Source organism: Streptomyces sp. NPDC002265, assembly GCF_040296125.1.
Taxonomy (GTDB): domain Bacteria; phylum Actinomycetota; class Actinomycetes; order Streptomycetales; family Streptomycetaceae; genus Streptomyces.
Genome location: NZ_JBEOWS010000039.1, coordinates 16,069 through 42,681, shown reverse-complemented (window position 1 = coordinate 42,681; position 26,613 = coordinate 16,069). Strand labels below are relative to the sequence as shown.

At 68.7% G+C, this 26,613-nt stretch carries 24 protein-coding genes and 1 pseudogene; 14 read left to right on the top strand and 11 right to left on the bottom strand.

The features are described 5' to 3' along the window. Both ABT085_RS10205 and ABT085_RS10200 read left to right on the top strand, forming a co-directional pair. Positions 1–1,882: pseudogene (locus tag ABT085_RS10205) on the top strand (D-alanyl-D-alanine carboxypeptidase); the annotation flags it as partial. A gap of 191 nt (positions 1,883–2,073) precedes the next feature. Then, positions 2,074–3,945 carry a DUF8823 domain-containing protein gene (locus ABT085_RS10200; protein WP_351604266.1) on the top strand — a complete coding sequence of 624 codons (1,872 nt, stop codon included), beginning with the start codon at positions 2,074–2,076 and terminating at the stop codon, positions 3,943–3,945. Positions 3,946–4,003: 58 nt separating this feature from the next. Here ABT085_RS10200 and ABT085_RS10195 read toward each other — a convergent pair whose 3' ends face one another. Further along, positions 4,004–4,849 (bottom strand): hypothetical protein, encoded by an 846-nt coding sequence (locus ABT085_RS10195; protein WP_351604264.1) that lies wholly within the window; start codon positions 4,847–4,849, stop codon positions 4,004–4,006. Between the two features lie 150 nt (positions 4,850–4,999). Between ABT085_RS10195 and ABT085_RS10190 the strand changes: the two genes are divergently transcribed. Further along, positions 5,000–5,800, top strand: coding sequence for an SDR family oxidoreductase (locus ABT085_RS10190; RefSeq protein ID WP_351604262.1), 801 nt, complete (start codon positions 5,000–5,002; stop codon positions 5,798–5,800). Positions 5,801–6,017: 217 nt separating this feature from the next. Beyond that, on the top strand, positions 6,018–7,598 hold the full coding sequence (locus tag ABT085_RS10185; RefSeq protein ID WP_351604260.1) for a sodium:solute symporter family protein: 1,581 nt from the start codon (positions 6,018–6,020) through the stop codon (positions 7,596–7,598). A 129-nt stretch (positions 7,599–7,727) separates the two neighbouring features. Here the strand turns inward: ABT085_RS10185 and ABT085_RS10180 are convergent, their stop codons facing one another. From ABT085_RS10180 to ABT085_RS10165, 4 genes are all read right to left on the bottom strand, one after another. Beyond that, positions 7,728–8,630, bottom strand: coding sequence for a hypothetical protein (locus ABT085_RS10180; protein ID WP_351604258.1), 903 nt, complete (start codon positions 8,628–8,630; stop codon positions 7,728–7,730). A gap of 110 nt (positions 8,631–8,740) precedes the next feature. Beyond that, entirely contained in the window at positions 8,741–9,160 is a 420-nt protein-coding gene (locus ABT085_RS10175; RefSeq protein WP_351604256.1) for a DUF1622 domain-containing protein, read from the bottom strand. Between the two features lie 15 nt (positions 9,161–9,175). After that, entirely contained in the window at positions 9,176–9,877 is a 702-nt protein-coding gene (locus ABT085_RS10170; RefSeq protein ID WP_351604254.1) for a cysteine hydrolase family protein, read from the bottom strand. 117 nt (positions 9,878–9,994) lie between these two features. Next, positions 9,995–11,017 (bottom strand): LacI family DNA-binding transcriptional regulator, encoded by a 1,023-nt coding sequence (locus tag ABT085_RS10165; RefSeq protein ID WP_351604252.1) that lies wholly within the window; start codon positions 11,015–11,017, stop codon positions 9,995–9,997. Between the two features lie 139 nt (positions 11,018–11,156). On the opposite strand from ABT085_RS10165, the gene ABT085_RS10160 reads away from it, so the two are divergent. From ABT085_RS10160 to ABT085_RS10145, 4 genes are read left to right on the top strand one after another with little or no spacing between them, the layout of a single operon-like run. After that, complete coding sequence (locus ABT085_RS10160; protein ID WP_351604250.1) at positions 11,157–12,461, top strand: ABC transporter substrate-binding protein; 1,305 nt, start codon at positions 11,157–11,159, stop codon at positions 12,459–12,461. A gap of 7 nt (positions 12,462–12,468) precedes the next feature. Further along, positions 12,469–13,425: a carbohydrate ABC transporter permease gene (locus tag ABT085_RS10155; protein ID WP_351604248.1), complete on the top strand. Its 957-nt coding sequence runs from the start codon at positions 12,469–12,471 to the stop codon at positions 13,423–13,425. Continuing rightward, positions 13,422–14,240, top strand: a complete 819-nt coding sequence (locus ABT085_RS10150) for a carbohydrate ABC transporter permease (RefSeq protein WP_351604241.1) — start codon at positions 13,422–13,424, stop codon at positions 14,238–14,240. The genes ABT085_RS10155 and ABT085_RS10150 overlap by 4 nt, the downstream gene beginning before the upstream one ends. A 7-nt stretch (positions 14,241–14,247) precedes the next feature. After that, positions 14,248–16,617, top strand: a complete 2,370-nt coding sequence (locus tag ABT085_RS10145; RefSeq protein ID WP_351604239.1) for a beta-xylosidase/alpha-l-arabinosidase — start codon at positions 14,248–14,250, stop codon at positions 16,615–16,617. 132 nt (positions 16,618–16,749) lie between these two features. Here ABT085_RS10145 and ABT085_RS10140 read toward each other — a convergent pair whose 3' ends face one another. Together ABT085_RS10140 and ABT085_RS10135 are read right to left on the bottom strand one after the other, a co-directional pair. After that, positions 16,750–17,235 (bottom strand): VOC family protein, encoded by a 486-nt coding sequence (locus ABT085_RS10140; protein ID WP_351604237.1) that lies wholly within the window; start codon positions 17,233–17,235, stop codon positions 16,750–16,752. A gap of 200 nt (positions 17,236–17,435) precedes the next feature. After that, complete coding sequence (locus ABT085_RS10135; protein ID WP_351604235.1) at positions 17,436–17,795, bottom strand: winged helix-turn-helix transcriptional regulator; 360 nt, start codon at positions 17,793–17,795, stop codon at positions 17,436–17,438. Between the two features lie 81 nt (positions 17,796–17,876). Between ABT085_RS10135 and ABT085_RS10130 the strand changes: the two genes are divergently transcribed. Continuing rightward, positions 17,877–18,581: an SDR family NAD(P)-dependent oxidoreductase gene (locus tag ABT085_RS10130; protein WP_351604233.1), complete on the top strand. Its 705-nt coding sequence runs from the start codon at positions 17,877–17,879 to the stop codon at positions 18,579–18,581. Between the two features lie 402 nt (positions 18,582–18,983). Beyond that, positions 18,984–19,592 carry a superoxide dismutase gene (locus tag ABT085_RS10125; RefSeq protein WP_351604231.1) on the top strand — a complete coding sequence of 203 codons (609 nt, stop codon included), beginning with the start codon at positions 18,984–18,986 and terminating at the stop codon, positions 19,590–19,592. A gap of 139 nt (positions 19,593–19,731) precedes the next feature. On the opposite strand, the gene ABT085_RS10120 is transcribed toward ABT085_RS10125, so the two are convergent. Together ABT085_RS10120 and ABT085_RS10115 are read right to left on the bottom strand one after the other, a co-directional pair. Next, positions 19,732–20,412 (bottom strand): NAD(P)H-binding protein, encoded by a 681-nt coding sequence (locus tag ABT085_RS10120; RefSeq protein ID WP_351604229.1) that lies wholly within the window; start codon positions 20,410–20,412, stop codon positions 19,732–19,734. Between the two features lie 20 nt (positions 20,413–20,432). After that, positions 20,433–21,476 carry a zinc-dependent alcohol dehydrogenase family protein gene (locus tag ABT085_RS10115; protein ID WP_351604227.1) on the bottom strand — a complete coding sequence of 348 codons (1,044 nt, stop codon included), beginning with the start codon at positions 21,474–21,476 and terminating at the stop codon, positions 20,433–20,435. 111 nt (positions 21,477–21,587) lie between these two features. Here ABT085_RS10115 and ABT085_RS10110 point away from each other — a divergent pair, with 111 nt between their 5' ends. Continuing rightward, on the top strand, positions 21,588–22,526 hold the full coding sequence (locus tag ABT085_RS10110) for a LysR family transcriptional regulator (RefSeq protein WP_351604225.1): 939 nt from the start codon (positions 21,588–21,590) through the stop codon (positions 22,524–22,526). Positions 22,527–22,653: 127 nt separating this feature from the next. On the opposite strand, the gene ABT085_RS10105 is transcribed toward ABT085_RS10110, so the two are convergent. After that, on the bottom strand, positions 22,654–23,610 hold the full coding sequence (locus ABT085_RS10105; protein WP_351604223.1) for a GlxA family transcriptional regulator: 957 nt from the start codon (positions 23,608–23,610) through the stop codon (positions 22,654–22,656). Positions 23,611–23,670: 60 nt separating this feature from the next. Between ABT085_RS10105 and ABT085_RS10100 the strand changes: the two genes are divergently transcribed. Together ABT085_RS10100 and ABT085_RS10095 are read left to right on the top strand one after the other, a co-directional pair. Further along, positions 23,671–24,495 carry a crotonase/enoyl-CoA hydratase family protein gene (locus tag ABT085_RS10100; RefSeq protein WP_351604221.1) on the top strand — a complete coding sequence of 275 codons (825 nt, stop codon included), beginning with the start codon at positions 23,671–23,673 and terminating at the stop codon, positions 24,493–24,495. A 14-nt stretch (positions 24,496–24,509) separates the two neighbouring features. Next, positions 24,510–24,713, top strand: a complete 204-nt coding sequence (locus ABT085_RS10095; protein WP_351604219.1) for a hypothetical protein — start codon at positions 24,510–24,512, stop codon at positions 24,711–24,713. Positions 24,714–24,864: 151 nt separating this feature from the next. Here ABT085_RS10095 and ABT085_RS10090 read toward each other — a convergent pair whose 3' ends face one another. Then, a complete protein-coding gene (locus tag ABT085_RS10090) occupies positions 24,865–25,536 on the bottom strand; it encodes a TetR/AcrR family transcriptional regulator (protein WP_351604217.1) in 672 nt (223 codons plus the stop codon). Between the two features lie 65 nt (positions 25,537–25,601). Between ABT085_RS10090 and ABT085_RS10085 the strand changes: the two genes are divergently transcribed. Then, positions 25,602–26,570: a hypothetical protein gene (locus ABT085_RS10085; RefSeq protein ID WP_351604215.1), complete on the top strand. Its 969-nt coding sequence runs from the start codon at positions 25,602–25,604 to the stop codon at positions 26,568–26,570. The last annotated feature ends 43 nt before the right edge of the window (positions 26,571–26,613 follow it).

Below are 26,613 nucleotides of genomic sequence, written 5' to 3'. Positions count from 1 at the left end.
GGCGAGCCGACATCCACGAAGCGTTCCTGAAACTCGCCTGCTGCCTCATCGCCCCACCGACGCCGAGACCGACGCGGCCGACGGGGAGTCCGACGCACGGACCCCGGACGCCGAGCCGGACACCGACGCCGAAACCGAGCCCGAGGCGGAGGCGGACGCCGACGCCGACGCCGGTCCGGAGGCCGGTGACGGGTCCGGTGCCGCCGCCGAGCGCTTCGTCGACCAGCCCACCGCCGTCTTCAAGGCCGTGCGGCCCGCCCGGCCCGCCGTCGACCAGCCCACGACCATGCTGAAGCTGGGCGGCGCCACCAAGCGCCCCGAGCCCGGCACGGCCCCGGAGAAGCCGGCCGCGAAGGCCCCCGAGAAGCCGGCCGCGAGCGCCCCGGAGAAGGCCGCGGAGAAGGCTCCGGAGAAGGCCGCCGAGAAGCCCGCCGCCAAGGCCCCGGAGAAGGCCGCCGCAGCCGACCCCGAGCGCACCAGCAGGTTCGTCGCGCTCAAGCCGCTGGACGACGCGGAGACCCGTAGGCCCAGGCCCGCGGACGTGACCACCGTCGTGCCGCAGGTCGGGCCGGAGCGCACCACGCAGCAGCCGCTGCCGCCGAAGCCGCCACTGGATCTGCTGGCCGAGCTGACGAACACTCCGCCGCCGCCCGCGACGGCCCTGCGGACGACCTTCCGCCGGGTGAAGATCTGGACCCCGCTGGTCCTCCTGCTGGTGATCGTGTTTGCGATCGTGCAGGCCGTACGTCCGCTGCCGGCCGCGTCCCTGACGCTCACCGCCAAGGACTCGTACAGCTTCGACGGCGACAAGGTCGACCTGCCGTGGCCGAGCGAGGGCCAGGGCTGGATGGACGTCAACGGCATCGGCTCGATGGACGACTTCGGCAAGCAGACGCCGGTCGCCATCGGCTCGGTCGCCAAGGCGATGACGGCGTACATCGTGCTCAAGGACCACCCGATGAAGCCGGGCGAGGAGGGCGAGAGCATCCCCGTCGACGCCACCGCCGAGAAGGAGGGCGGTTACGACAAGGACGGCGAGTCCACGCTCAACACCGTCAAGGAAGGCGACAAGCTCACTCAGAAGCAGGCGCTTTCGGCTGTCATGATCCCGTCGGCGAACAACATCGCGCGGCTGCTGGCCCGCTGGGACGCGGGCAGCGAGGCGGAGTTCATCAAGAAGATGAACGCCACCGCCAAGCAGCTCGGGATGACGAACACCACGTACACCGACGCCTCCGGCCTGAAGGAGACCACCGTCTCCACCGCGCAGGACCAGGTGAAGCTGGGCCACGAGCTGGTGAAGATCCAGGCCCTCATGGACATCACCAAGCTGCCGAGCTGGACCGACCCGTCGGGCCAGAAGCACCGCAACTACAACACGCTCGTCCCCTACAACAACGCCCTCGGCATCAAGACCGGCTCCACCACCAAGGCCGGCGGCAACCTGCTCTTCGCCGCCACCCAGGACGTCGACGGCGAGACCGTCACCCTGGTCGGCGCGGTCCTCGGCCAGCACAAGGCGCCGATCATCGACACGGTCAACGCGGTCAGCAAGACCGCGCTGCTGGCCGCGCAGGGCGCGATGACCTCGGCGAAGATCCTGAAGAAGGGCGATGTCGTCGGGTACGTCGACGACCGGCTCGGCAACCACACCCCGGTCGTCGTCACCAAGGACGTCTCGGCGGTCGGCTGGGCCGGACTGAAGGTGAAGCTGACCTTCGACTCCGACGACGTGCCGCACTCCGCGAAGGCCGGCACCAAGGTCGGTTCGCTCACCGTCGGTGACGGCTCCGGCGACTCGGTCGGGGTGCAGGTTCCGGTGGCTCTGCAAACGGATCTGACCGAACCGGGCTTCATGGACAAGGTGACACGTCTCGGCTGATCCCGCCCGGCCGACCGGCCGCCCGCACGCCCGCGCACCCCGTCGCACGGCCCCACCCGGGAGCCCGTCGGCGGGGTGCGTGCTAGCGTCGCGAAACAGGACAGGTCGCCTGTCGTGGAAACGCCGCCGTGAAGCCGAGGAGAACGGCCAGCGGACGGGAACGGAAGACAGGACACGGGGAGTGCCTTCAGGTGGCCACAGCGGAGCCGACACGCGCCGACGACACCGGTCCGGGAGCGGACGACGTCCCGGGCTCGGACACCGACCCGCGAATACCGCTGTCCGGTTCCGGGTCCGGTAGGACCGGCTCCGGGGGCGACGTCGGCAACGCACGGCTGAGGATCGCCTTCTACCTTCTGCGGCAGCGCCTGCTCCAGCACCCCGTCCTGTACGTCACCGCGCTGGCCGGAATCCTGCACGTCGTCTGGTTCTTCACGTTCGCGAACAGTGGCGGGGACCTCGCGGCACAGGACGCGTGGGCCGAGTTCGTCGGCCGGCACCCGGACTCGGCGTACAACCTCGCCTGGTACGGCGGTATGCACGCGGTGTCCTACAGCGTGGTGTCGCCGTATCTGATGTCGGTGCTCGGCGTCCGGACGACGATGATGATCGCCGGGACGGTGTCGGCCGGGCTGCTGACGCTGGTCCTGCTGCGCAGCCGGTCGGTGCGAAACCCGCTGTGGGCCTCGCTGGCCGGTGTCCTCGCCTTCCTGTGCAACGCCATCTCGGGCCGGGTGACCTTCGGGCTCGGCACGATGTTCGCGCTGGCCGCGGTCGCCTCCGTGTTCTGCTGGCCGTACCGCTGGCGCCACAAACGGTGGGCGAAGGCCTGCTGCGCGGCCCCGCTGGCCGCGCTGGCCACCATGTCCTCGCCGGTCGCGGGTCTGTTCGTGGGGCTCGTGGCGGCCGCGCTGTTCCTCCAGAAGCGGCGCCCCGGCGCCTGGGCGCTGGGCCTCGGCCCGACCGCCGTGGTCGCGGTGTCGGCCTGGCTGTTCCCGTTCTCCGGCACCCAGCCGATGTCGTTCGGGTCGGTGATCCTGCCGCTGCTGTGCGCGGGGGTCGCCTACGCCGTCGTACCGGCCGAGTGGAAGACCGTCCGGATCACGGCCGCGGTGTACGGACTCGCGGTGCTGCTGGTGTGGCTGATCAGCTCGCAGATCGGCTCCAACATCACCCGGCTGGCGATGCTGTTCGCCGGGGTCGTCCTGGTGGCCGCGCTGCCCTTCACGGTCCGGCGCTCGCGCAAGTGGTACGCGCTCGTGCTGGCCCTCGCCTCCTTCACCGGCTGGATCGGCTTCAAGACGGTCGACGACATCATCCACACCACTCCGGCCGCGTCCTGGGCGCGCGAGCTGGCCCCGCTGGTCAACCAGCTCCAGGTGGCCGGTGCCGAGAAGGGCCGCGTGGAGGTCGTGCCGGCCCGCTCGCACCGCGAGGCCTCCGCCCTCGCCCCGTACGTCAACCTGGCCCGCGGCTGGAACCGCCAGGCCGACATGGAGCGCAACCCCGTCTTCTACGACGACACGCTCAACTCCGCCAACTATCACGAGTGGCTCCAGCGGTGGGCCGTGCACTACGTCGTGCTGCCCAAGGACGAGCCCGACGGGGACGGCGGGCAGCGCGAGCGGCAGCTGCTGCGGCGCGGGCTGCCCTATCTGAAGCAGGTGTGGGGCGACGACAACTGGCAGCTGTTCCAGGTGACCGACCCGGCGTCGCTCGCCGAGCCGAACGCGGTCGTGGACCGGGCCGAGCAGGGCGAGCTGACCATGGAGGTGAGCAGGCCGGGCCGCATCACCGTCCGGATCCCGTACTCGCCGTGGCTGAGCATCGTCGACGCCGACGGCAAGAAGCTGCAGCCGCCGCAGGAGACCAAGGCGTCCAAGCACCGGGCCGAGGGCGAGCCCAGGTCGTACCACAACGTCAACGGCTGTCTGATGGAGACCGAGGAGGACGCCCAGGGCGACCGGTGGACGGTGCTGCTGGCGCCGAAGGCGGGAACCTACCGGCTGGCGGCCCCGTACACGGTGCCGCGCGGGACGCCCTGCCCGGACGAGTGGAAGTGACGCCGGTCCGGACGGGTCGAGGCGACCCCGGTCCGGGGTCGCTCGGGGCCCGGAGCTCTCAGCGCAGCCGGTCGACGTACCGGTCCGTGCCCGGCACCGTGGGGACGAACGGCGCCACCAGCTCCACCCGGCCCAGACCCGACTCGGCGAGGGCCGTGTCGAGTCCGGTGAAGTGCTCCTCCCAGCAATCCCGCGGGTCCGTCTCCAGGAACCACAGCAGGGTCAGCCGGGTGTCGACGCCCTCGACCTGGCGTACGTAGGTCATGCGGTCGCCGGGCAGCGGGGTCGGGCGGAAGACGGTCACCATGGCGGCCGGGGAGCCCGCGAGGCGCCGGGGCAGATGGCGGGAGCGCAGCCAGTCGAGGAGTTCGGCGCGCCGGGCGCCGGACTCCGCGTCGACGACCTCCAGCACCAGGCCCGGGTAGGGGTGGTCGAGGGCGTGCTGGTCCCTCGGGCCGGCCGCGCCGTCGCGGTAGACGGTCGTCGCGTGGTCCTGGAACGCGGTGAGGACGTGGGTGCGGTCGTGGTAGACGCGGGCGTCCCGGTTGAGCCGTCTGTTGATCGCGACGGTCCACTTCATGTGCTCGTCGTAGCGGCCCTCGGTGATCCAGTACGTCGACAGGTAGCAGCCCGTGGTCACCGGCTGCGCGACCGCCGACTTCTCCGGGTAGCGCAGGAGTTGCAGGTCCCTGGTGGCGACCCAGCGGCGGCCCGCGTACATCCAGGGCATGGCCATCGCGCCGGCGTAGTAGTGGTCGTCCTCGTACCAGCGGTTGTAGGCGTACTCGTGGCCCGGGTGCGGCTCGACCATGGTGATCAGGGCGTGGCCGGGGCGGACGCCGTAGGGGCCGGTGGCGGCCAGTTCGGCGTACGCGTCCACGTCACGGCGGGTCTCCTCGCTCATGCCGTTCCCCTTCCTCGCTCCCGCGGCCCCTCCCGGAGCCCTGCGGCCGCTCCCGGCCCCTTCCGGAGCCCTCCGGCCTCTTCCGTCCGCTCCCGGACGCCCATACTCTGACGCTCCGTCAGACAATGCGCCATACCCGGGAGGTACGCGATGTCACTGCTGGACGGCAAGACCGTCGTCGTCTCGGGGGTCGGGGCCGGGCTCGGTCATCAGGTGGCGGCGGCGGTGGTACGGGACGGCGGCAACGCCGTGCTGGGGGCGCGCACGGAGGCGAACCTCGCCAAGAGCGCCGCCGAGATCGACCCGGACGGCGCGCACACCGCGTACCGGGCGACCGACATCACCGACGAGGGGCAGTGCGCGGCGCTGGCGGGGCTGGCCTCGGAGCGGTTCGGGCGGATCGACGCGGTGGTGCACGTGGCGGCCTGGGACTCCTACTTCGGCGGCCTGGAGGACGCGGACTTCACGACCTGGCGTTCGGTGCTCGACGTGAACCTGCTGGGCTCGCTGCGGATGACGCGGGCCTGTCTGCCGGGGCTGAAGGCGGGCGGCGGGGGCAGGGGCGGCGGGTCGGTCGTGTTCATCGGGACCCAGTCGGCGGTGGCCGCCCCCTCACAGGTGCGGCAGGCGGCGTACGCGGCATCCAAGGGGGCGCTGACGAGCGCGATGTACTCGCTGGCGCGGGAGCTGGGCCCGTACCGGATCCGGGTCAACACCGTGCTGCCGGGCTGGATGTGGGGACCACCGGTGCAGGCGTACGTGCAGTTCACCGCGCACACCGAGGGGGTGCCGGAGGGTGAGGTGCTGTCCCGGCTGACCGACCGGATGGCGCTGCCCGAACTGGCGACGGACGGGGACGTGGCGGACGCGGCGGTGTTCCTGGCGTCCGACCGGGCGCGGGCGATCACGGGGCAGTCGCTGCTGGTCAACGCCGGGGAGCTGATGCGCTGAACCCTTCCCGCACCCCTCACAGACTGTTCATATAGGTGAACCAAGGTCAGCTAGCAGAACTATTTTACCTGCTCTTGACCTACCGCTTGCTTGTCGTGCCCACGCACAGCCACCCACGATGAGCGGGCACTTCGCGGCCTGAGGAGCCCATTCCCCGCTCAGGCGAAGTGCCCACCAGCTGAGCGGAGTTCACAAGGCGGACCCTGGAAGGGGGCTCATGAACAGTCTCGACTGGGCCGTGCTCATCGGGTACTTCGGCGTGATGGTCGCGATCGGCGTCTGGTCGCACAAGCGGGTGGACGACGTCAGCGACTTCTTCACCGCCGGCGGGAAGATGCCGTGGTGGCTGTCCGGCATCTCGCACCACATGTCGGGCTACAGCGCGGTGATGTTCACCGGGTACGCGGGCATCGCCTACACCTACGGCGTGACGTCGTTCGTGACCTGGTCGTTCCCCATCGCGCTCGGCATCGCCATCGGGTCGAAGCTGTTCGCGCCGCGGATCAACCGGCTGCGCTCCCGGCTGCACGTGGCCTCGCCGCTGGAGTACCTGAAGAACCGCTACAACCTCCCCACCCAGCAGGCGCTGGCCTGGTCCGGCATGCTGCTGAAGATCGTGGACGTCGGCGCGAAGTGGGCCGCGATCGCGACCCTGCTGTCCGTGTTCACCGGGGTCTCGCTGAACCAGGGCATCCTGATCACCGGCGGCATCACCGCCGTGTACTGCACCATCGGCGGGCTGTGGGCCGACGCGCTGACCGAACTCGGCCAGTTCGTCATCCAGTTGCTGGCGGGCGTCTCGATGTTCGTCGCGGTGGTGCTGAAGCTCGACGACAAGGGGATCGGGTTCTTCGACGCGTGGGACGAGCCCGCGCTGCACGGCCACGGCGACGGGCTGGCCGGCCCGTACGGCACGGTGTTCCTGCTCGCCTTCCTGTTCATCAAGCTCTTCGAGTACAACGGCGGGATGCTCAACCAGGCCCAGCGCTACATGGCCACGGCCGGACCGCGCGAGGCCGAGCGCTCGGCCCGGCTGTCCGCCGCGCTGTGGCTGGTGTGGCCGGTGGTCCTGTTCTTCCCCATGTGGATGTCACCGCTGCTGGTGCACGCCCAGAAGCCGGACGGCTCCGACTCCTACGGCCTGATGACCGAACAGCTGCTGCCGCACGGTCTGCTGGGCCTGGTCATCGTCGGCTTCTTCTCGCACACCATGGCCATGTGCTCCTCCGACGCCAACGCGATCGCGGCGGTGTTCACCCGGGACGTGGCTCCGGTCCTGTCGACGCGGGCCCGGGCCTGGAACGCGCGGTCGGGGCTGGTCGCGGCCCGGATCACCACGGTCGTGTTCCTCGCCCTGTCGATGTCGGTGGCGACCCAGGTCAACTCGCCGACGTTCAAGGACATCATCACCGTCGTCATCAAGTGGGTGGCCGGCCTGATGGGGCCGATCGCGATCCCGATGATGCTCGGCCTGCTGCGGCCCTTCCGCCGGTCGGGACCGACGGCCGCGCTCACCAGCTGGGCGATGGGCCTGCTGGCCTTCTGGCTGGTCAACTACCCGATCAACTGGAACGTCGACGGCGGGGTGCCGTTGCAGTACCAGGTGTCGGTCCCGCTGGCGGTCTCCCTGGTCCTCTACGTCCTGATCGGCTTCCTGCGGCCCGAGGACACCCCGGAGCGGCTGGCCGTCATCGAGCGGATCAACTCCGACGGGGACTCGGCGGCGACCACGGCGGCCGTACCGGCTCCGGCGGCCGGGGGTGCCGGGGCGGCGGTGACGGACGACGTCGGCCGCTGAGCCCGGCGACCCGGGGGCAGCGGGGGGGCGGCCGGCCGGGAAGCCGGCCGGGGGGGGGGGGGGGGGCGGGCGCGGGGGGCGGACCCGGGCGGCGGGGGCCCCGGCGGCCGGTGACCGAGGCAGTGGGCTTCAGCCGTGCAGCGGGACATAGCGGCGGCCGGCGGGTGAGGGGGGCCACCGCAGGTGTACGCCGGTCATGCGGGCGATGAGGCGCAGATGGGCGCCCGTGTTGCCGACGTACCAGAGCGGGCGTTCCGCCCTGGTCCAGACGTACGCCGGCACGCCTGCGTCCAGGAGGGTCATCAGGCGGGGCTCTTCGAGCGTCGCGGCCGAGAGTGCGTACAGCACCGGCAGTCTGGGGGCGATCACGCCGTAGTCGAGCATCCGGGCGAGGGCGTGTTCGTCGAGGATCGTGTCCTCGGTGGGCAACGCGACGGGGTACACCGGCGGGAAGGACCGGCCGAGGTCGAGGAACCACTTCACGGTCGCGTAGCGGGGGTCGACCAGCCGTGGCCCGAACGGGGCCAGCCATCCCAGCATGAGCCGCGGTCGTACCAGCATGGCGTGGGTGAACAGGACGCGGAGCAGCGCGACGTTCATCATGAACCGCTCCACCTGTGCTTCCGGCGCGGCCAGCTTCTCGTGGCGCAGGTAGCCGGCGACGATGCTGGCGTTGTGGGCGCGGTACCAGGCGGCGGGGGACGGCCTGCGGATGCAGTCCACCCAGTACTCGACGCTTCTTGCGCTTGCCTCGCCCGGGGCACCGGCGCACAGCAGACGCGCCTCCACCTTGTCCCTGAGAAGGCCCTCGTTCACGGCACGCCACCATGCGCTGCCCGGGCGCGTACCGGACTCTGTGGCGAGCACTCCGCGTGCGGCTGACCATCGCAGAAAGCTCAGCTCGGCGTGACCGTACCGGCGCAGGGGCTCGCAGGCCTGTGCGTAGAACTCCTGCGCCAGTGCCAGGCGTGCGGCCACATCGTCCCGGACCTGTGCGATCCGCTGCTCGGCTCGGGATGCTGCATCGGACATGAGTTCAGGATCCGTGGTGGTGGCGCGTTCGGCCACCGGCTCGAGGACCTCGTCTTCGGCCCGGCGCAGCGGCCTTGCTCGCTCCGGGGCGTCGCAGCATGGCCACGGGTTCAGTCCTTGGCTTCGCCCATTGGTTTTTGCCACGGCCATCGTCCGGTGATCTCGAGCTCGAGAGAAAAGCTCAGGAAGGTTCGGATGACTACGATCAGGGCCAGCACTCCGACGCTTTCATACGTCGGCGCGACGGCGACTGTACGGATGATATCGCCGGCTACGAGAAACTCCAGCCCCAGCAGGATCGACCGCCCGACGCGACGGCGAAGGTCGCGGTACACACCCGCCTGTCGGCGACTGAGCCGGACAGCCGCGAGAACGGTCGCCCAGAGCATTCCCGCGATTATGATGGCCACGCCTGCGGCGTCAACGGCTCGACCGACCAGCTCCACGATGGGTTGGAACTCCACAGCATCCCTCTTGCGCCGACCCGAATCCGCTCGTTTGTGGTCCGCAACCTCAGTTGCTACCTGCACCAGGCCGTGAGCTCCTCAGTGCATTGCGTCGAGCACTTCGGCGGTCGACAGTAATGCATGCGCGAAGAAACGATAATTGATGATCGCCGCCTGATACCCGTCGCCCCAAACCGGGTGTCGGGGTCCAGCTGTCGCGTCCCTGACCACGGCGACTTCAAATCCCTCCTCGATGAGGTGGCGCATATGGGACTCGACGCACATGTTCGCCAGCATCCCGCCAAGAATGATCCTTTGAATTCTGCGTTTGCGCAGTTGCAGTACCAAGTCGTTGGTTTCCGGTCCAAATACCTTGTGCGGGCTGGCGACCACCGTTTTACCGTCTTCGATATAAGGTTTGAATCGGTCCAGCCAGTCTGCCCCAGAGTTTCGGAATCCCGTCAGATCGAGCTGCCCCGCCCGTGCGAAAGTGCGGGTCTCGAGCTCGCTTGTCTCGAGTGGCCCGTTCATTCGCCATCCGTCGTCGGTCGGGTAGAAGTAGTGAGGCGATATGAAGACCTCGTATTCACCTTCCTTCGCCGCCTCGAAGATTTTCTCCATGTTCTCGACGGTCTTGTTCTCCGTGACGCTCGCTCCCACCACGTCCCAGTTCGCCCCGTCCTCGCTCAGCACGTCGTTCTGTGGGTCGATGAACACAACCGCCGTGTCGGTCCTCTTAATTTCCATCTGCCGCTCCTCACGTAATGACACACCATTGGTGCGAAATATTTCGGTGCGCATCCTTTTGGAACAGCCTGACGGGACAAAGCGCCACGGCACGTGGAACGGGTGCGTTCGAGTGAATCGGCTCGCGCCACGCACCCGCTCGGCGCTGTGGCCGGGGCGGGGTCGGGGTCCTCACGACTTGTCGGGCGGGGCCGTGCTCTGTCGCTCCACCAGATGCGTGGCCAGCTCGATGCGCTGGGCGCCCTTAGCGGATTCATCCTGCTTGAACAGCATGCGCGACGCTTCCTCGGCCATCTGGCGAAGTGGCTGGTGCACCGTGGTCAGCGGCGGGCTCGACCACTGCGCGAGCGGGACGTCGTCGTAGCCGACCACCGACAGGTCCTGCGGTACACGCAGTCCTTTGAGCCGGGCCGCCTCGAGCACGCCGAGCGCCTGGAGATCGCTGCCCGCGAAGATCGCCGTCGGCCGGTCCGGTTCGTCCAGCAGGCTCATCGCGTGCTCGAAACCGCCCTGCACATGGAAATCGCCGAACCGTACCAGCCGCGGGTCCACCTCCAAGGACGCCATCGCCATGGCGGAGCGGTAGCCGTCGAGGCGGGCGCGTGAGCACAGCATGTCCTTGGGTCCGGTGATGATCGCGACCCGCTCGTGGTTCAGTGCCGTGAGATGCCGGGTGGCCGCAAGACCGCCGGCCCAGTTCGCCGAGCCCACCGACGGCACATCGGGGTCGGGGTCGCCTGCGGGGTCGACGACCACGAAGGGAATGGCCGCTGACCTGAGCTGCCGCTTGACGTCCTGCGGAAGCGTGGAGAAGACCAGGACGACGCCCAGCGGCCTTCGTTGCAGCACTCCTTCGAGCCATTCCGGCCCGGGTGTATGCCGTGTGCCGCTCACGGTGAGCACCACTGTCGCATGGTTCTCCCTCGCGACCTGCTCCACCCCCTTGACCAGCTCCATCGCCCAGATGCTGTCCAGCTCGTGGAACACGAGTTCGACAAGCCCGGGCCACGGTGCCGTCCGGGGGCGGCGGCGGTAGCCGTGGGCCTCCAGCAGGCCCTCGACCTTGGCCCGGGTCGCACGGGACACGTCGGCACGGCCGTTGAGGACCTTCGAAACTGTCGGAAGCGAGACTCCCGCAAGTTTCGCCACCTCAGCCAGGGTCACCCGGCCGCTCGTCTCGTCGTCATTGCCCATGTGTGCAGCGTATAGGCATCGACGTCGGTAACGGTTCAGACGCGTGCATGCATGACTGTTGACCGAGTCTCAGGCCTGACCTAATGTCCCCACCGCAGAGACTTTCGGTAATGAGGCCGAAACTTTCGAAAGGCGAACGATGAAGACACGCGCACGCTTGCCCAGACTGGTCGCCTGCGGTGCGACGCTTGCCCTGGCGTTGCCCCTGTCCGCCTGCGGCACCGGCAACGGCCAGGCGTCGTCGGACGACGGCAAGATCCATGTTCTGGTCTACGGGGACGCCAGCAACAAGGTTGAAAAGCAGATAGTCAGCACGTTCAACAAGACGTCCGACGTCAAGGCCGTCCTCGACACCATCCCCGGTGCCGACTATCAGCAGAAGCTCCAGACGATCATCAACACCCCGCAGGCGCCGGACATCTTCTTCAACTGGGGCGGCGGCAGCATCCAGCCGTTCGTCAAGGCCGACCTGCTGCTGCCGCTGGACGACTTCATCAAGAAGAACCCGGATCTGGACAACAAGTTCCTCCCCTCGGTCTTCAACAGCGCAGTGGTCGACGGCAAGCCCTACGGCGTGCCGATGCGTGGCACCCAGCCCGTCCTGCTGTTCCACAACAAGAAGGTCCTCGACCAGGCGGGAATCAAGCCGCCCCAGACCTGGGACGAGCTGCTCGCCGCGGTCAAGAAGCTCAAGGCCGAAGGTGTCACGCCCATCGCCCTGGGCGGCGGTGACAGATGGCCGACCCTCATGTGGTTCGAGTACCTCTACGACCGCGTCGCCGGACCGGGCCTGTTCCAGAAGGCCATCAAGGGCGACAAGTCGGTGTGGGAGAGCGCCGACAGCAAGAAGGCACTGAGCATGCTCAGGGACCTCGTGGACGCCGGCGCCTTCGGGAAGAACTACGACTCGGTGAAGTACACCAACGGCGCCTCACCGGCACTGCTGGCGTCCGGCAAGGCCGGCTTCGAGCTCATGGGCTCGTGGTACTACGCCCAGCAGCAGACGGACGCCAAGGACTTCGCGGAGAAGGACCTCGGCTACACCACGTTCCCGGCCGTTTCCGGCGGCAAGGGCGACGCGGCGAACGTCGTCGGGAACACCAACAACTTCTACTCGGTGCTGAAGAAGACCAAGCACCCCGAAGCCGTCGCCGAGTTCCTGAAGCTCATGTACTCGGATGAGTTCGTGAAGGCGCAGCTGGCCATCGGCAACCTGCCGACGACCACGAACACCGCGTCCTTCCTGGGCTCCTCGGCCAATCCCGACTACTCGCGCTTCCAGTACGACCTGGTCGCGAAGGCCCCCGCGTTCCAGCTGTCGTGGGACCAGGCGTACCCGCCGTCGGCCGGCACCCCGATCCAGCAGGCCGTGCAGCAGTTCTTCAACGGTCAGATGGACGCGGACGGCTTCATCAAGGCCATGCAAGCACTTCCGAACGAATGATCGGCTCATGACGACACAGATCACGAGCACCCAGCCCGCCGCCAGGTCCCGCAAGGAGGCCCGGCGGCGGCCGGTCGGCTCGTCCGCAGCAAACGTGGGAAGGCCCGGCTTCACCTGGGCTCTGCCCGCCACCTTGTTCTTCGCTGTCTTCGCGATCGTTCCGCTGGTCATGGTTGCGGTGCTGTCCTTCATGAGCTGGAACGGGCTCGGGTCGCCTCAATTCGTCGGCACGGACAACTGGTCACGGCTTCTGGACGACCCTGTGATGCTCAAGAGCATCTGGGTGACCCTGCTCCTGACGGCACTCGGCATCCTCATACAGACGCCGCTCAGCATCGTCCTGGGGGTCTGGGCTGCCGGCTACCAGCGCAATCGGGCCGTGCTGTCCGCCATCTACTTCGTCCCGCTGCTGCTGTCGGCCACCGCCGTCTCCGTCCTGTGGCGAGCGCTGCTCGACCCCAACTTCGGCATCCCCGCCGATGCCACCTGGCTCTTCGGTGACGGCAACCTGTTCGGCGAGCAGACCACGGCCATCGGGGTGCTGGCGTTCGTGAGCACCTGGCAGTTCACTCCGTTCCACACCCTGATCTACCAAGGTGCTGCCCGAGCCGTCCCGCAGGTGCTCTACCAGGCCGCAGAGATCGACGGAGCAGGCCGCTACCGGCAGTTCTTCCACATCACGCTGCCGCAACTGCGCAACGCGATGATCACCTCGATGATCCTGATGACGGTCGGCGGTCTGACCACGTTCGAGACGGTCCTCATCCTCACCCAGGGAGGCCCCGGCACCGACACCACGATCAGCGCCTACTACATGTACGAAAAGGCCTTCAAGAGCTTCGACTTCGGTACCGGGTCCGCCATCGCCCTCACCCTGGTCGTCGCGTCGACCATCATCTCGCTCATCGTCGTCCGCGTATCGGGCTACGACAAGATGCGCAGCTCCATGGAGGGTGTGTCATGAGGCGCCGTCCCAACTACCTGGCCGGCGTCGGCTCCGTCGTCTGGCTGTTCCTGGTCGGCCTGCCCCTGTACGTGATGCTCGCCGCGACCCTGCGCACCCGCGGCGACTATGCCTCGAACGGCCCGGTGTCGGTGCCTGACACCTTCACCTTCGACAACTACCTCAGCGCCTTCGACTCAGGCTTCGGCCGATACTTCGTCAACACCATTGTCGTCACGGCAGCCGTGGTGGGCCTGGTGCTGGTACTGGTACCGCCGCTCGCCTACGCCATCGTCCGCAGCCGCAGCAAAGTGACCTCTCTGGTCTTCCGCCTGTTCCTGCTGGGCCTTGCCATTCCGGCCCAGGCCGTCATCGTCCCGATGTTCTACCTCATCAGCCAAGCAGGCCTGTACGACAACCTGCTCGGCGTCATCCTGCCGACAGCCGCGTTCTGCCTGCCGATGTCGGCGCTGATCCTCAGCGGCGCCATGCGGGACATCTCCCCCGAACTGTTCGAGGCCATGGCCGTGGACGGTGCGACGCCGCGGCGCATGTTCTTCCAGTTGGTCGTACCACTGTCCCGCGGGGGCCTGTCCACGATCACCGTGTTCTCCGCGCTCCAGGCATGGAACGGCTTCCTCTTCCCGCTCGTGCTGACCCAGTCCGACTCCACCAAGGTGATCACGCTGGGTCTGTACAACTTCCAGACCGAACACGGCATCGACATCCCCGGCCTCCTCGGAGCCGTGATGCTGTCCATGCTGCCCGTCCTGCTCGTCTACCTGTTCGCCCGTCGTGCCCTGGTCCAGGGCCTGATGGGCGTCGGAGGAAAGTGACCGCCCCGTGGCCGTAGAGACCTCCCCCCGAACCCCGCCCTGGAACGATGCGGCCCGCCCCCTCGCCGCCAGAGTGGCGTCCCTGATAGACGCGATGACTCTGGAGGAGAAGACAGCCCAGCTCTACGGCGTATGGGTCGGCGCCTCCGCCCACGGTGGCGAAGTGGCTCCCCACCAGCACGACATGGAGGACCCTGTCGACCTGGACGCGCTGATGCCCACCGGACTGGGACAGCTGACCCGGCCCTTCGGCACCGTGCCCGTCGACCCCGCGCTCGGGGCCCTTTCCCTTCAGCGCACCCAGGCCCGCATCGTCTCGGCCAACCGCTTCGGCATCCCCGCTCTCGCACACGAGGAATGCCTGGCCGGCTTCGCCGCCTGGGGGGCCACCGCCTACCCCGTCCCGCTGTCCTGGGGTGCCACATTCGACCCTCAGATCGTGCGGCGCATGGCCGCGACCATCGGCCGTGACATGCGCTCGGTCGGCATCCATCAGGGACTCGCGCCCGTCCTCGACGTGGTGCGCGACGCCCGCTGGGGCCGCGTGGAGGAGACGATCGGCGAGGACCCGTACCTCGTTGCCACCATCGGCACGGCGTACGTGCAAGGACTGGAGACGGCAGGAATCGTCGCCACCCTCAAGCACTTCGTCGGCTACTCCGCCTCCCGCGCAGGACGCAACCTCGCTCCCTCGGCGATCGGACCCCGGGAACGGGCCGACATCCTGCTGCCCCCGTTCGAGATGGCCATACGCGAGGGCGGCGCCCGCTCCGTCATGCACGCCTACAACGACAACGACGGCGTACCCGCCGCCGCTGACAGGCGGCTGCTGACCGACCTGCTCCGCGACACCTGGGGATTCGACGGCACGGTCGTAGCGGACTACTTCGGCATCGCGTTCCTCAAAACCCTGCACGGCGTCGCGGCAGACTGGGCCGGCGCCGCAAACACGGCCCTCACAGCGGGCGTCGACGTCGAACTGCCCACCGTCAAGACCTTCGGTGAACCACTCGTCGAGGCGGTCAAGGACGGCCGCATCCCGGAGTCGCTCATCGACGGCGCCCTGAGCCGGGTCCTCCACCAAAAGGCCCAGCTCGGCATGCTCGACCCGGACTGGAGTCCGGTGCCGGCCGCACTGAGCGGTGCCGACCTCGACGACCCCGACGCACTGCGCGGCAAGGTCGACCTGGATCCTGCCTCGAACCGCGAACTGGCCCGCGAAATAGCCGAGAAGGCGGTGGTCCTCCTCAGCAACGACGGTGTGCTGCCGCTGGCAGCGCCACGCCGCATCGCCCTGATCGGCCCCAACGCGGCAGAGGCCACAGCCGTCCTCGGCTGCTACTCCTTCCCCATGCACGTCGGCGTTCATCACCCGGACATCCCCATCGGGATCGACCTGCCCACCCTCCACGACACCCTTGCGGCCGAGTTCCCCGACACGGACATCACCCTCACCCGTGGCACCGGCATCGACGACGGAGACCTCTCCGGGATCGACGAGGCAGTACATGCTGCCCGGAACGCGGACATCGTCATCGCTGTCCTCGGCGACCGCGCCGGCCTGTTCGGCCGTGGCACCAGCGGCGAAGGATGCGACGCGGAGTCACTCACCCTCCCCGGAGCCCAGCAGCACCTCCTCGACGCACTCCTCGACTCCGGCCGCCCGGTCGTCACCGTGCTGCTCGCGGGGCGGCCATACGCTCTCGGCCGTGCCGTGGGCGAGTCCGCGGCGATCGTGCAGTCCTTCTTCCCGGGAGCCGAAGGCACCCGCGCGATCGCCGGCATACTCAGCGGCCGCACCGATCCCTCGGGACGCCTGCCCGTCAGCGTGCCCCGGAGCCCCGGCGCCCAGCCGACCACATACCTCGGCGCCCGCCTGGCCCAGGCCAGCGATGTCTCCAATATCGATCCGACCCCCGCGTTCGGCTTCGGCCATGGCCTCAGCTATACGACATTCGCCTGGAGCGATCTCACGGTTCAGACGCAGCAGGCCTCAACAGAAGGCGAGTTCACCCTCGCCTGCACCATCCGCAACACAGGCGAACGGCCCGGCACCGAAGTCGTCCAGCTCTACCTCCACGACCCGGTCGCCTCCGTCGTCCAGCCGGTACAGCGCCTCATCGGCTACAGCCGAGTCCCGCTCGCACCGGGCGAAACCAGTCGCCTTCACATCACCGTTCCCGCCGACGTCGCTTCCTTCACCGGCCATGACGGCTACCGCATCGTCGAACCAGGCGACCTGGAGCTCCGTCTGGCGTCATCCAGTACGGCTGCTCGTCTGACGGCAACCGTCACCCTGACCGGCCCGAGCCGCATCGTGGACGAAACACGCCGATTCCACGCCACCTTCGACCAGCGATCCACCCACGACGCATGACCTGGACTGGAACCAAGCACGCGGGGACGCGCACGAAGTGAATCGCGTCCGGGTGACGTTCGGACGAGAGGACACCTGACGGGGTGGCTCTGCATCGCTGTGGAGCCACCCCGGGTGCCGCCCTCGCCGGAGTCAGCCAACTGCGGTCAGGCGGCGCCGGAGCTCCTCCTGCGAGACGTCCTCCACGTGGGTCAGAAATACCCAAATATGCCCCGAAGGGTCCTTGAGGATGACGGTGCGGTCACCGTGGAACATGTCCTTCGGAGGCTGGAGGATCTCGGCGCCGGCGGCTTCTGCGCGCTCCGCCAGGCTGTCGACATCCGGCACGAAGACGTGCAGCGTGACGGACGTACCTCCGCCGAGCGAGGTCGGTGCGGCGAAGGAGGCTTCCTCCGCCTCGTCCACGCCGGCATCGCCCAGCATCAGGGCCGACCGTCCGATGGTGATCTCGGCGTGCAGAATTCCGCCGCCCGGAGCATCGATCCTGAAGTCCTCACGGGCGCCGAACGCCCGCTGGTAGAAGTCGATCGCCGCGGCGGCATCGTCGACCATTATGTGCGGGATCACGGCATATCGGTACCGGTCGGGGATCTCGATATGGGCTGTGCGCTCGGTCATGGCGAACCTCCTGGAGAGGCACCGCTGGTCGGTTCCTGCGGCTCCGGAAGGAACCTAGAAGTTCAAGTCTGGTTGAGGTCAAGCGTCGGTGTGGCCCTGCACCCGCCTGCGGCCGAATCCGGGTGGCCGTCCGCCGCCTGAGCCTTTCCGTAGACGCTGTACGGCCGCGACCGGGTTCATGCCGGCAGTGGACTCATGGGTCAGAGCGTTGGTCGGCGGGATCGGGCCGCCTCGATGTCCGGGACGTGCTTCTCGGCCCAGAGTCGTACGGCGCGCAGCGGGATGAGCAGAGAGCGGCCCAGGGGCGTCAGGGCGTATTCGACGCGGGGCGGGTTCTCGTCGTACGCGTGGCGGCTGACCAGACCGTCGGCCTCCAGAGAGCGCAGGGTCTCGGTCAGGACCTTCGGGGTGATGCCCCGGATATGCCCCTTCAGTTCGCTGAAGCGGCGAGGTCCGTCGTCGAGGGCGTTGACGACGAACACGGTCCAGCGGGCGCCGATTCGGTGCAGCACCGTGCGACTCGGGCAGGTCGCTGCCATGACGTTGTATGCCTTGCCCATCGCTGCTCCCGGTTCCGTTGAAGATACCGGTATCAAATCCATACCGTGGTGCTCGATCCTAACGGAAGGGAGTCGAGAGACATGGAACGGATCCTGGTCATCGGCGGTGCACGGGCGCTGGGCGCGGCGGTCGCGAGGCGTGCGGCGAAGGACGGGTACGAGGTTGTTGTCGGTGCCCGCGATCTGGCCGCGGCCGACGTGCTGGCGGGCGAGATCGGTGCCACAGCGGTACGGGTCGATCTGCAGGACGAGTCGACGCTCGCGGCCGCGGCGGAACGGCTGAAGGACGGAATCGACCACATCGTGACGACCGGATCGGCGCCGCACGACGTCCGCGCGACCGAGTTGGACCGCGACAAACTGCTGGCCGCGTTCACGGCGAAGGTGGTCGGCCCGATGCTGGTGGCCAAGCACTTTGCGCCGGTCCTGCGGCCGACCGGGTCGATGGTGCTGTTCTCCGGTGTGGTGGGCTGGCGCCCTGGGCGGGGATCCCTCGTCAAGGGCGTCACGAACGGTGCGGTCGAGTACGCCGCGCGCCACCTGGCGGCGGATCTGGCGCCGGTACGGGTCAACGCCGTCTCGCCCGGTGTCGTGGACTCGGGCGCGTGGGATCGCCTCGGTGACAAGAAGGCGGCCTTGCTGAGCAGGAGCGCGGACGGGACCTTCGTCGGACGGCACGGTGAAGCCGACGACGTCGTCGACACGGTGATGTGGCTCCTGCGTGCGGGCTTCGTCTCCGGCGAGACGATCCACATCGAGGGCGGCGCCCGCCACAAATCCGCCTGATCGGCAACGGCGTTCATCGGGCCGTGCGAGGCGGCGCCCGCGGGCTCGAAAGCATTCGGCAGCGAGGCGGCGTGGACGGCGCCCTCTGCATGAGGGCGGCCGTTCCATTCCGGACCGACCGCCGACCGCCTCCCTGGCCAGGACCAGAGCGCTGTCTGTCCTCCCGGCAGAGCCAGGCCGCGAACGAGCGGGGCCGGCCGGAACCGGCGGACGCCGGGTGAGAAGACGATCACTCTCCAGGAAGGACACGCCGACGGACGGAAGGCGTTCTGGCACCGGAGACTGACGGGCCGACCCCGCCACCACCTATATTGATGCACATGCTTAGTTGTTGCAACCTCTTGGCAATAACAGCATAGGCTGTGCCCGGAAGATCACCCACGCGGAAAGGGGACGCGCCTGATGGGCACATACGCGCTTCCCGACCTGCCCTACGACTACGCCGCGCTGGAACCGGCCGTCACCGGGCAGATCCTGGAACTGCACCACGCCAAGCACCACGCCGCCTACGTGAAGGGCGCCAACGACACCCTGGAGCAGATCGCCGAAGTCCGGGACAAGGACCGGATCACCCCGACCTCGCTGGTCGGGCTGGAGAAGACCTTCGCCTTCAACCTCTCCGGCCACGTCCTGCACTCGATCTTCTGGCAGAACCTCTCTCCCGACGGCGGCGACCGGCCCGACGGCGCCCTCGCCGACGCCATTGACGAACACCTCGGAGGCTTCGAAGCATTCAAGAAGCAGCTCACCGTCGCGACCGCTTCCGTCCAGGGCTCCGGCTGGGGCGTGCTCGCCTGGGAGCCCCTGGGCAAGCGGCTGATCGTGGAGCAGGTCTATGACCACCACGGCAACGTCGGCCAGGGCACCACCCCGCTGCTGGTCTTCGACGCTTGGGAGCACGCGTACTACCTGCAGTACAAGAACGTCCGTCCGGACTACGTCACCAAGCTGTGGGACCTGGTCAACTGGGAAGACGTCGCCGCCCGTTACTCCGCGGCAACCGGCGCCTGAGCCGCGGCCGGCAACTTCGCTGGTCGGTCCGGGCCTGCACCGCACCCGGACCGCTCACCGCGAACCCCGCACTTGCTACCGCGGGTAGGCCGGATCTTCGGTGATCTTCATTTGCTGAGGGGCGCTTCGAGGGAAGGTGTCACGGGCATGGGGCGCCCGTGCGGTTGTGCGCGGCACGTGCCACCGCTTGCGCGACGGGATCAGGTCCTTGGGCAAGTTCCAGGACGAGCCCTGCGGTGACAGGTGTGACGAGCAGGGCGGCCAGGACCTCGGCGACGTCGTCGCGGGTGACCTGGCCCACGCTCCGCTCCGCGGTGAGACGCACCGTGCCGGTGCCAGGATCGTCGGTGAGGGCTGCCGGGCGCAGGATGGTCCAGTCGAGGTCCTGTGCCATGACGTGGTCGTCGGCGGCGGTCTTGGCGTGCACATAGGCGGCCCAGACCTCGTCGGCGTGAGCCGGGGGCGGACTGCCGGCGCCGCGGGTGGAGACCATCACGTACCGGCGGATCCCTGCCTGCAAGGCGGCCTCGGCCAGCAGCACGGCGGCCCGATGGTCGACGGTGTGTTTCCGGGCGGCTCCGCTGCCCGGGCCGGCGCCGGCAGCGAAGACCACGGCATCGGCTCCGGCCAGGGCCGCGGCGACGTCGTCGGACGTTGCCGCCTCCAGGTCGCAGACGATCGGCTGCATACCGTCGTCCGACAGTTCACTGCTGTGGGCGGGGTTGCGGATGAGCCCGACGACGCTGTCTCCCCGGGCGGTGAGCAGGCGGCCCAGACGCCGGGCGATCCGGCCGTGCCCGCCGGCAATGACGATCTTCATGAAGTTCCCCTATGGACCAATCAGAAGGTGATGCGTACTTTCAGCGCCGACCGGTCGTCCATGGCGCGGTAACCGTCCGGCACACCGTCGAGGTCGACGGTGCGGTCGAATACCGGAGCGGGATCGATGACGCCCGCCAGCACGTCGGTGAGCAGCTCGGATATGTAGGCGCGGGCCGGGGCGACGCCGCCCGCCAGAGTGATGTTGCGGTCAAACATCTGAGCGATATCCACACCGGCGCTGCCGCCGTGCGGTACGCCGACATAACCCACGGCACCGCCGTCGCGTGTGATGGAGATGGCGGTACGCATCGATTCCTCGGTGCCGACGGCTTCCAGTACGGCGTGTGCGCCCTGGCCGCCGGTCATTTCCCGGACCGCCTCGACCGCGGCCTCGCCACGCTCGGCGACGACGTCGGTGGCACCGAACGAGCGGGCGATGTCCGTGCGGGTGCGGTGGCGGCCGAGCGCGATGATCCGGTCGGCGCCGAGGCGGCGGGCGGCGAGTACGCCGCACAGGCCGACCGCTCCGTCGCCCACGACGGCGACCGTGGCTCCGGGACGGACCCGTGCCGAGACGGCGGCGTGGTGTCCGGTGCTCATCACGTCGGAGAGGGCCAGCAGACCGGGGTGGAGCTTCTCGTCGGTGACGGCGTCCTGGGGCAGTGCGACCAGGGTCCCGTCGGCGTAGGGCACGCGGACCGCTTCCCCCTGGCCCCCGTCGGAGCCGACCTCTCCCCAGAACCCGCCGTGCGGGCAGGAGGTCTGCAGACCCTGCCGGCAGTAGTCGCACGTGCCGTCGGACCAGACGAAGGGCGCGACCACGAAGTCGCCCGGAGCGAAACCGGTGACCGCGGAGCCGACCTCCTCCACGACGCCGAGGAACTCGTGCCCGATGCGCTGCCCGGCCACCCGCGAGGCCACCCCGCGGTAGGCCCAGAGGTCGCTGCCGCAGATACATGCGCTGACCACACGCACCACAGCGTCCCCAGGGTGCTGGATCCGGGGGTCCGGGACCTCCTCGATGCGGATGTCGTTCGGTCCATGGATCACGGTGGCGCGCATGCGGGGGACTCCTGATGCTGCTGAACGGGGTGGGACAGGCCGTCCAGCGTCGTCGCACGAGGTCGCTTCTGTCCAGCTACATCAGGTACATCATTCATTTAAGCTGAGCTAATGCTCGATGTTCGACGACTGGTCCTTCTGCGTGATCTGGCCGCACACGGCACCGTGACCGCTGTGGCGGAACTGCACGCCGTCACCCCCTCCGCCGTCTCGCAGCAGCTCCGGCTCCTGGAGGAGGAGACCCGCACGCGCCTCCTGGAACGCACGGGCCGGTCCATCTACCTGACGCCCGCCGGGCACCGGCTGGCCGAAGACACCGAGCACGTTCTCGACGCCCTCGAACGCGCGCAACGCCAGCTGCGCAGCCATGCCGCGGAGCCGATCGGGCCACTCCACCTCGCCGCCTTCCCCAGTGCCCTCGTCCCGCTGGCAGCCCCGCTCAGCCAGGCGCTGGAGGACGCCCACCCCGGGCTGAGCCTGCACATCACCGAGGCCGAACCCGAACGCGCCGTGCGCCTGCTGCTCCAGCGGCGCGTCGACCTCGCGCTGGTCTATCGCTACACGAACCTCGCTGATCCCGTGCCCCTGGGCGTCGGGACCCACCAGTTGCATGTCGACCCGCTGACCGCTGTGGTCCGGCGTGATCACCCCGCGGCCGCCGCAGAAGGATCTCCCATCGCGTTGCGGGACCTCGCGCACACACCGTGGATCATGGCCCCCGCGGACACGGCCTGCGGCGCATCCGTCCTCCAGGCCTGCCGGTCGGCGGGATTCACCCCGCAGATACAACACACCTGCTCCGACTTCAACGCCATGATCGCCCTCGCAGCGAGCGGCGGCCACCCTGTCGTCCTCCCTCGCATGGCCGCGGTTCACCTCCCGCCCACGCTTGTCGCGCGGCCGGTGGCCGACCCCACGCTCGCTCGCACGATCGAGATCGTCACCCGAATCGACGCAGGCCACGAGCCCGCGATCCGAGCCTGCCTCGATGCACTGCGGTCCCTCGCGCCGAGCAGTGCGGATGACCGAGGAGTACGCATGACGGTGTGAGTCAGTGAGCCGCAGGTGCTCCCGGGGCACACTGACCGCCGAGATCCTCCTGGCCTTCGACGGCAGCTGCCGTTGCTGCCCGGGGCAGGCCGTCGAAATCAATCGCCTCGACGGGCGCGCCGCCTGATCATCTCGGGGACTGCTGCCTGCCGCCCCGGAGCCGGCGCACCGTGGTGGCGTCCTGGTAGCCGACCTGCCGCGCAATGTCCGCGGTCGGCATCGCCGTTGTGACACGAAGATGTTCCGCCCGCTCCGCTCGCAGCGACCGGATGAAGGCGTAGGGGGACGTTCCCAGCCGGTCCCGGACACGACGCTCCAGGGTGCGCCGGGTGACTCCTAGGGCCAGCGCCGCGTCAGCCACTCCGACCGGACTGTGCAGATGCGCACGCGCCCATGCCTCGAAGTCGCTGGTCAACTGATCATGATCCTCGAGATGGTCAGACATCGCCCTGGTGCTCGGCGTCGGACGCTCCTCGATGAGCAGAGCGCCGGCTGTCTCGGCCGCCAGTCGGGGACTGGCCTGCGCGACGATACCGAGAGCGAGATCGATGTGCGCGAAGGCCGCGCCCGCTGTGACGACGCCGGCATCGCTCACCACCATCCGCGACATGTCCAGCCGCACAGCGGGGTAGCGATGCCGGAAAAGATCGGCCAGCCACCATGTGGTGGTGGCCTGCCGCTGATCCAGCAGTCCGGCCTCGGCGAGAACGAAAGTGCCCGTGCAGGCCGCCGCAAGGGATCCGCCATCGTCCGCCCAGCGCCGCAGCGCCGTGCGTACCCCGCGGACGTCCTGTCGCATCAGGAAGTCGACGACGGTCGCCGGACTCTGCGCGGCCAGCGCGGGAACGAGGAGCAGATCCAGATCCGCTGCGGCCACACAGTCGTCGATCAAGCGGCCCGCCGGTATCAGCAGGCCACCCGCCGTGCGGACCGGTTCGTCCGTCGGGGTCACGAACACGCACTCCAGCGCGGGGATCGTGGCATCGACGCGCTTCCGGGCAGCATCGGCCGTCCGCAGCACATCGAGCACGGAAGTGACCCCTGAGTCCCAGCATCCGTCGAGTGCCACCACACCGATCTTCATGTCGCAAACTCCCCTGCCAATGTCGCATCGCGCACCAGCGTGCTTCCTACGGTGAACCACATGGCACCCACGCAGCAGACAACGGGCGGCTCGCACACCGCTTCCGTCAAGGTACTGGTCGAGCAGGACGGCCCTGTCCTGCGCATCGCGCTCAACCGGCCCGAAAAGGCCAACGCCGTCGACGCGGACATGATCACGGGCCTGTCCCGTGCCTTCACCCGACTCTCGGACAACCCCGACCTGCGCGTCGCGGTCATCCACGGCAACGGCAAGCATTTCACCGGAGGACTCGATCTGGCCTCCCTCGCACCGAGACTGGCCGTCGGCGACGACGGCATCATCCCCGAGGGCGGACGTGACCCCTGGGGTCTGTACCGGGAGTCCGCAACCAAGCCCGTCGTCACCGCCGTCCACGGCCGCTGCTTCACCGCGGGGTTGGAACTCGTCCTCAACAGCGAGATCTGCATCGCAGCGGACGACACGGTTTTCGGTCAGCAAGAGGTCACGCGCGGCATCCTGGCACTCGGCGGAGCGACGATACGCCTGCCCCACCGCGTCGGCTGGGGCAACGCCATGCGCTACCTGCTCACCGGCGACGAGTTCGATGCCCAGGAAGCCTGGCGCATGGGCATCGTGCAGGAAGTAGTGCCGGCAGGCCAGGAACTGGGTCGCGCCCTGGAACTGGCCCACCGCATCGCCGCCCAGGCCCCGCTTGCCGTGCAGGCCACCCTGGCCGACGCACGCACCGTACTGGCTGCACACATCGAGGCGTCCGGCGCCGGCCTGCGCGACGATGTCGGGCCGCGGCTGTTCGCGACCGCTGATGTCACGGAAGGCATCGCCTCCCTCATCGAGCGCCGATCCCCGGTCTTCAAGGGCATCTGACAGCCCCGGGATCCGTGAGCGGCAAACCGGCCGTCGACGGAACCACCCGGCGTCTCACCGGCAGCGGGTACCACGACCACAACCCCAACCGAGTCCTCACCGTTGGACGCGCACCGGTCGAACACGGCTTCGCCCACCTCAAGAACTGGCGGATCCTCACCAAGCTCCGCACCAACCCGACCGCGCCACGCGCTTCCCGCATGCCCTGCTCGTCCTGACAAACCTTGAAGTCAACCGCTGACTGGCTCTGTCTGAGAGATGGACAGGACATGACCAAGGGTTTGGGAGGAAGGTGGTACCGGGGAGCGAATCGAACTGCCCGCGGGTTTCGGCCGCGCCTTTGTCAGCAGGGCTCCGCTTCGGGCGCTCTTACTGCGGGAACTGCGGCTCCTGGGACGCCCGTCCTCCACCTGCGTGAAATCCGGAGCAGAGCAGGTTGAATGCCTGGAGGGCCGCCGAGGCGACGGCATCGCGGGCGGGCGCGGGCGGATTGCCGGACATGATGCGTCGTCGGAGCTCGCGCAGAGCGGCGCGGTGCGCTCCGGCGATGGCTCCCGCGACGAGCACGGGCAATGCGTAGCCGGCAACGCCGGGTGTGTCTGCGGCGTTCGGCGGATGTTCGGTCAGAGCCGTCGCCAGGGCGGCCTCGATGCGTTCGCCGATCTCGCGTTCGCGGGCGCGCAGGGCCGGGCTGTCCTCGATGACCTGCCAGAACGCGGGCGCTCCGGGCTGGAGTCCGAGCATGGGGTGGTCCTGCCGCAGGGCGGAGAGCAGGTCGTCGCGGACGGCCTCGATGGGGCAGGTTCCCGGGGTTCGGTCGCGTACCAGGGCGGCGAGGTGGTTCTCGACCTCGGCCTGGCGGTCAAAGATCAGGTCTTCCTTGGCGGGGAAGTAGTTGAACACGGTGTTGGTGGATACGCCCGCGTGCCGTGCCACTTCGGCGACCGTGACCTGGTCGAAGCCGTGCTCCAGGAACAGCGGCAGGGCCGCATCGGCGATCGCCGTGCGGGTCTGCTGTTTCTTGATTTCACGAAGGCCCATGTCTCACATGGTAGTGTCGCCACAAATTTGGTGTGACACCAAGATTTTTGGGGGAGCTCATGGCCATGACCTTCGGTATCTATCCCGGCGGCATCCTGGGTGACGACCAGGGCATCATCCATCCGGTCCGACCGGACGAGCCGGACCGCATCAACGAGGCTCTCGACGAACTCCAAGGCGACGCGGACACGCTGGCGGTGCGCGCCTACCGCTCGTTCACCGCCACCGTGACACCGCCGCCGCCAACGCCCGCCGATCCGCGTGCCTGCCTCCAACGGGGGCGCACCCTGGACCTCGTGCTGCAGTTCCGCGAGCCTTCCGGCGATCTGGACGGCTGGCCGGAGTTCGTCCGCGAGGCGGTCCGGACCGGCGGACCCGAGCTGGCATCCGTCCAGATCTGTGAGGAGCCCAACCTCAACCTCCCCGCCGTCGACGGCAGCACCCCCAACGTCCTGAACGCGCTCGCCCAAGGTGTCATCGCCGCCAAACAGGAGGCCCGCTCCCTCGGCCACCATGTCGCAGTCGGCTTCAACGCCGTACCGACCTTCGACCCGTCCGACACCTTCTGGTCCGACCTCGGCACCCTGGCCGACACACGCTTCCGGCAGAGCCTGGACTACGTCGGCCTGGACTTCTTCCCGGACGTGTTCCGGCCCGTCGCCGCCGACCAGTTGGCCGGCGCGGTCACCGCGGTGCTCACAACGTTCCGCCGTGCCAGCCTGCCGCAGACCGGCATCCCGGACACCATCCCGATCCGCGTGTGCGAGAACGGCTGGCCCACCGGCCCCGGCCGCGCCGAGCAGCGACAGGCCGCCACGCTCGACACCGTCATCCGGACCGTCGCCGGCCTCGCCTCCGACCTGAACATCGACGGCTACTCGCTCTTCGCGCTGCGGGACGCCGACAGCAACGCCGAAGGGCTCTTCCACCACTTCGGCCTGCTGCGCGACGACTACACCCCCAAGCCGGCCTTCGCGACGTACCGGCAGCTGATCAAGGAACTGGGCAGCCCGTCGGCCACCTCGGCTCGGTGACGCTGCGGCCACCAGGAGACGCAGTGCTGTCGATTCTCAGGTG